We start from the raw sequence: 4,734 nt of genomic DNA on the forward strand, positions 1-4,734 counted from the left end.
CTGCCGGGCCTTCGCCCACATGGGGTGCGGGGGTCCGTGGGCACACCCACGGACTTCCTCCGTTTGTGGAGATGGCGGGAATCGAACCCGCGTCCAACGGTGCAGAATCAGGGCTTCTCCGTGTGCAGTTCGCTGCGATTTTCTCGGCCCCGGAGATCACGCGAACAAGTCTCCGACGGGCTCAGCCACTGTTTGATTTCCCTCCAGGCCCCGTGACCGGGCTTAGAGGTTTAGTTCCCTAGCTGATGCCAGGATCCGGGTCGGGAACAGCCCCGGGCTGACACTTCGCAAGTCGCTACTTAGGCAGCGAGGGCGAAGGAATCGCGCTTGGTGTTGGCGATTATTGGTTGCGACATATGGTTTACGAGATCATTGCCGCTTCCTCGACACGCTTCCCCTGCTTCGACATCCGCTGTCGAAACCGATCATCCCCATGTTGAGTTAACAAGCGTGCCCCCTCTGGGAGGGCACTTGCCATCGTACGTGACCAACGCACGAGGGTGCCAGCCTATTCCCCGCGACAGGGGAGGTCAGGCGACGGTCAGGCGCGCTGACGGCGCCGTGCCGCCGAGATCGCCCGGTCCGTCTCGCGCCGGTCCTGCTTCTCCCGCAGGGTCTGCCGCTTGTCGTACTCCTTCTTGCCCTTGGCGAGCGCGATCTCGACCTTCGCGCGGCCGTCCTTGAAGTACAGGACGAGCGGCACGATGGTGTGGCCCGTCTCCTGGGACTTGGCCTCCAGCTTGTCGATCTCCGCCCGGTGCATGAGCAGCTTCCGCTTGCGCCGGGCGCTGTGGTTGGTCCACGTGCCCTGGCTGTACTCCGGCACGTGCACGTTGTGCAGCCACGCCTCGTGCCCGTCGATCTGGACGAACCCGTCCACGAGCGAGGCCCGACCCTGGCGCAGCGACTTCACCTCGGTCCCCATCAGCACGAGACCGCACTCGTAGGTGTCGAGGATGTGGTAGTCGTGCCGCGCCTTCTTGTTCTGCGCGATCAGCTTGCGCCCTTTTTCCTTAGCCATAGTGCGGTCATTTTCGCACTACGAGCCGGTGCCGAGGCCACTCAATACTGTCTGGGCCCGTTCCTCGGCCCGCTCGCCGACCGCGAGGTCCGGCGTGATGCCCCGGCCGTCGACGTCATGACCCGCCGGCGTGCGGTAGTGACCGACGGTGAGCTCGGCCACGGACCCGTCGGGCAGCCGCTCCGGCATCTGGACCGAGCCCTTGCCGAAGGTGCGCGAACCCACGGTGACCGCGCGGCCACGGTCCTGGAGGGCTCCCGTGACCAGTTCGGCGGCGCTCATCGTGCCGCCGTCGACGAGGGCGACGACAGGCCGCTCGGTGTCCCCTCCCGGCACGGCGTACAGGGCCTTCTGCTCGCCGCGCACCTCGTACGTGGCGACCAGGCCGCCGTCCAGGAAGGCGGAGGCGGCGGTCACGGCTTCGGAGACCAGGCCGCCGCTGTTGCCGCGCAGGTCGAGCAGGACGCCGGCGCCCGCGGGGGCATCCCTGACGGCTTCCCGCACCCGTTCGCCGGTGCCCTTGGTGAAGGCCGCCACCTTGATCATCACGGCGTCGGCTGTGCCGCCGCCGATTCGCCGGACGGTGACGGCCTCGGTGGCGAGCCTGGCCCTGCGCAGGGTCTCGGTCCAGGCGCGCTCGCCGCGCTGGAGGCCCAGCACCACGGACGAGCCGGCCCGGGCGGCCTTGCCGTCCCCGCGCAGCAGGGCGACGACCTCGCTGACCGGGCGTCCGTCTATGGCGGCACCGTCGATCGTCCGCAGCTGGTCGCCGGTCCTGATCCCGGCCCTGTCGGCGGGCCCGCCGCGCTGCACGCGGGCCACCTCGACCCGCCCGTCGGTGCCGCGCCTGGCCCACAGCCCGACGCCCGTGTACGCACCGTCGAGCGCCCGCGCGAACTCCTCGTACTCACCCTTGTCGTACACCGCGCCCCAGCGGTCGCCGCTGCGGCTGACGACGTCCTCGGCCGCCTTGGCGCCGGACTTGCCGTCGGCTATGGCCTCGGCGGCGGCACGGGCGACCTCGTCCCGGTCGACGGTCGCGGCGGCCGCACCGGCGCGGGGCGGGGGCAGTTCGTCGCCCCCGCGGGGCAGCAGATCGGTGGCCGCGGCAGTGGCGAGGACGCTCGCGAAGACCAATGTCAGGGCCGCCCCGCGGCGGAATCCACGGGGCATCATGGGTGATTCGGGGCCCGGCATGGCGACCACTCTAGGACAAGCGAAGGGCGCCGTACGGCGGTTGACCGTACAGCGCCCAGGGCGCTTGTCACACCTTCAGGTACTTGCGCAAAGCGATAAATGCGGCCATGGCGGGCATCAGCAGACCGATCGCGAGCACCAGCGGAAGCTTGGTGATCACGGCGTCCCAGCCGATGAAGTTGACCAGTTCCATCTTCTCGGAGAGCGCCAGACCGCTGTCGATCAGGAAGTACCGGCCGACGAGCAGCATCACACAGGCCACCGCACCGCCGAGCAGCCCCGCGAAGGCGGCCTCCATGATGAACGGCATCTGGATGTAGAAGCTGGACGCGCCGACGAGCCGCATGATTCCGGTCTCACGCCGACGGCTGAACGCCGAGACACGCACCGTGTTGACGATCAGCATCAGCGCAATGACCAGCATCAGCCCCATCACGAACAGCGCCGCGACGTTCATGCCGTTCATCAGGTCGAACAGGTTCTGCAGGATGTTGCGCTGGTCCTGGACGGACTGCACACCGTCCCGGCCGGCGAAGGCGGTGGCAACCACCTTGTACTTCTCCGGGTCCTTGAGCTTGACCCGGAACGATTCCTGCATCTGGTCCGGGGTGATGGTGGCGGCGATCGGAGTGTCGCCGTACTGCTCCCGGTAGTGCTTGTACGCCTCGTCGGCCGTCTCGTGATGGATGGTCTCGACGATGTCCATCTTCTTCAGGTCGGTCTCGATCTGCTCCTTCTGCTGAGCAGTGACCGCGCCCTTCTGGCACTTGGCAGTACCGACACCGGACTCCGCGTCGTTCTTGTTGCAGAGGAAGATCGAGACGTTGACCTTGTCGTACCAGAAGTCCTTCATCGTGCTGACCTGCTCACGCATGAGCAGCGCACCGCCGAAGAGAGCGAGCGACAGGGCCACGGAGACGATGACGGCGAAGGTCATCGTCAGATTACGGCGGAGACCGACGCCGATCTCCGACAGTACGAACTGGGCGCGCATGGGGAGTCGTTCAGCCTTTCAGTGCTGGTAGCCGTAGACGCCGCGCGCCTGGTCGCGTACGAGACGGCCTTGCTCGAGTTCGATCACGCGCTTGCGCATCTGGTCCACGATGTTCTGGTCGTGGGTCGCCATGACCACGGTCGTACCGGTCCTGTTGATCCGGTCGAGCAGCTTCATGATGCCTACGGAGGTCTGCGGGTCGAGGTTGCCGGTCGGCTCGTCCGCGATCAGCAGCATCGGGCGGTTGACGAACGCCCGCGCGATGGCGACACGCTGCTGCTCACCACCGGAGAGCTCGCCGGGCATACGGTCCTCCTTGCCGCCGAGACCGACGAGGTCGAGGACCTGCGGCACCGCCTTGCGGATCTCGCCGCGCGGCTTGCCGATGACCTCCTGCGCGAACGCCACGTTCTCCGCGACGGTCTTGTTCGGCAGCAGGCGGAAGTCCTGGAAGACGGTGCCGAGCTGGCGGCGCATGTGCGGGACCTTCCAGTTGGACAGTCGCGCGAGGTCCTTGCCCAGGACATGCACCATGCCGTGGCTGGCGCGCTCCTCGCGCAGGATCAGCCGCAGGAAGGTCGACTTTCCGGAACCGGACGAGCCCACGAGGAAGACGAACTCCCCCTTCTCGATCTCCAGGGAGACGTCGCGCAGGGCGGGGCGGTTCTGCTTGGGATAGCTCTTGGAGACGTTGTCGAATCGGATCACGGGTGCACCACGGTCGGCCGGGAGTAGGTGTGCGTGACATTACGCGACTGGGGATGTCGGGCGTAGTCACCGTACGGAGTTGCGCGTTTTGTCCGTTCCGAGGATCCTCCCGGAAGCCTTACGGAACGGGTGTAATCCGGCGGGGCGCGCCGAAACGCGCGGGAGCTGGCACAGTGGTACGGGAACGGATGCGTTTCCCGGAGCGTTGCGCGGAGAAGAACGCAGAGCAACACCAAGGAACGCCGGGAGAGCGGACTCTGCGGCGGCTCCGCCGCGCGGGAGGAGGAGAGCGCATGACCTATGACCGACTGGTGTGCGCCAACTGCGCGGCGCCTGTCGCGGAGGGCCGGTGCCCCGTCTGCCGGGCCAACCGAGAGCGCCTGCAGCAGGAAGGCCCCCTGGCGGGCCTGAGCCCTGCGGCGCTGCTGGCGCTGCTGGCGGTCCTGGTGGCCGCGGTGGCGCTGCTGGCCCACCAGACCGCATAGCTCCCCCACAGGGGCGGTACAGGGCCCACAGGGCCTACAGGGACGCACAAGGGCCCGGGGCGCCAATGGCAACCCCGGGCCCTTGTTACGTACTGCTACCGTCTGCTCACACGGCGGCGCGGCCGCCGCCGACGAGACGCGGCAGCATCCGGAACCCGATGCCACCGGCGATCATCGTCGCGGCACCGACCAGCAGGAACGTGGTCTCGGCGGCGCCGGTCTCCGCCAGCTCCTCCTTGGCCTTGCCCTGCTCGACCGGCTTCGAGCCGGCGTTGTCCGTGTCGGTGTTGTCGGCGCACTCGGCACCGTCGAGGTCGACGGTGCAGGTG

At 67.8% G+C, this 4,734-nt stretch carries 6 protein-coding genes and 1 other RNA gene; 1 reads left to right on the top strand and 6 read right to left on the bottom strand.

Going from position 1 to position 4,734, the window contains the following annotated elements:
* Nucleotides 1-63: 63 nt before the first annotated feature.
* The 5 genes from ssrA to ftsE all read right to left on the bottom strand — a co-directional run bounded on the left by ssrA (nt 64) and on the right by ftsE (nt 3,920).
* Nucleotides 64-433, bottom strand: a transfer-messenger RNA (tmRNA) gene (ssrA, locus tag ACWGI8_RS39850).
* A 108-nt stretch (nt 434-541) separates the two neighbouring features.
* Nucleotides 542-1,021 carry an SsrA-binding protein SmpB gene (smpB, locus tag ACWGI8_RS39855; protein ID WP_453668335.1) on the bottom strand — a complete coding sequence of 160 codons (480 nt, stop codon included), beginning with the start codon at nt 1,019-1,021 and terminating at the stop codon, nt 542-544.
* Between the two features lie 18 nt (nt 1,022-1,039).
* Complete coding sequence (locus ACWGI8_RS39860; protein WP_453668336.1) at nt 1,040-2,218, bottom strand: S41 family peptidase; 1,179 nt, start codon at nt 2,216-2,218, stop codon at nt 1,040-1,042.
* A gap of 67 nt (nt 2,219-2,285) precedes the next feature.
* Complete coding sequence (gene ftsX / locus ACWGI8_RS39865; RefSeq protein WP_453668337.1) at nt 2,286-3,212, bottom strand: permease-like cell division protein FtsX; 927 nt, start codon at nt 3,210-3,212, stop codon at nt 2,286-2,288.
* Between the two features lie 18 nt (nt 3,213-3,230).
* Nucleotides 3,231-3,920 carry a cell division ATP-binding protein FtsE gene (ftsE, locus tag ACWGI8_RS39870; protein WP_242337182.1) on the bottom strand — a complete coding sequence of 230 codons (690 nt, stop codon included), beginning with the start codon at nt 3,918-3,920 and terminating at the stop codon, nt 3,231-3,233.
* 293 nt (nt 3,921-4,213) lie between these two features.
* Between ftsE and ACWGI8_RS39875 the strand changes: the two genes are divergently transcribed.
* Nucleotides 4,214-4,405: a hypothetical protein gene (locus tag ACWGI8_RS39875; protein WP_453668338.1), complete on the top strand. Its 192-nt coding sequence runs from the start codon at nt 4,214-4,216 to the stop codon at nt 4,403-4,405.
* A gap of 106 nt (nt 4,406-4,511) precedes the next feature.
* Here the strand turns inward: ACWGI8_RS39875 and ACWGI8_RS39880 are convergent.
* On the bottom strand, nt 4,512-4,734 hold a 223-nt coding region (locus ACWGI8_RS39880; RefSeq protein ID WP_453668339.1), incomplete at its 5' end, for an LPXTG cell wall anchor domain-containing protein.

It is taken from the genome of Streptomyces sp. NPDC054841, assembly GCF_053611045.1.

Coding starts and splice junctions, on each gene's coding strand:
- ACWGI8_RS39860 (WP_453668336.1), bottom strand. CDS start 2,218: ATGCCGGGCCCCGAATCACCCATGATGCCCCGTGGATTCCGCCGCGGG.
- ACWGI8_RS39875 (WP_453668338.1), top strand. CDS start 4,214: ATGACCTATGACCGACTGGTGTGCGCCAACTGCGCGGCGCCTGTCGCG.
- smpB (WP_453668335.1), bottom strand. CDS start 1,021: ATGGCTAAGGAAAAAGGGCGCAAGCTGATCGCGCAGAACAAGAAGGCG.
- ftsX (WP_453668337.1), bottom strand. CDS start 3,212: ATGCGCGCCCAGTTCGTACTGTCGGAGATCGGCGTCGGTCTCCGCCGT.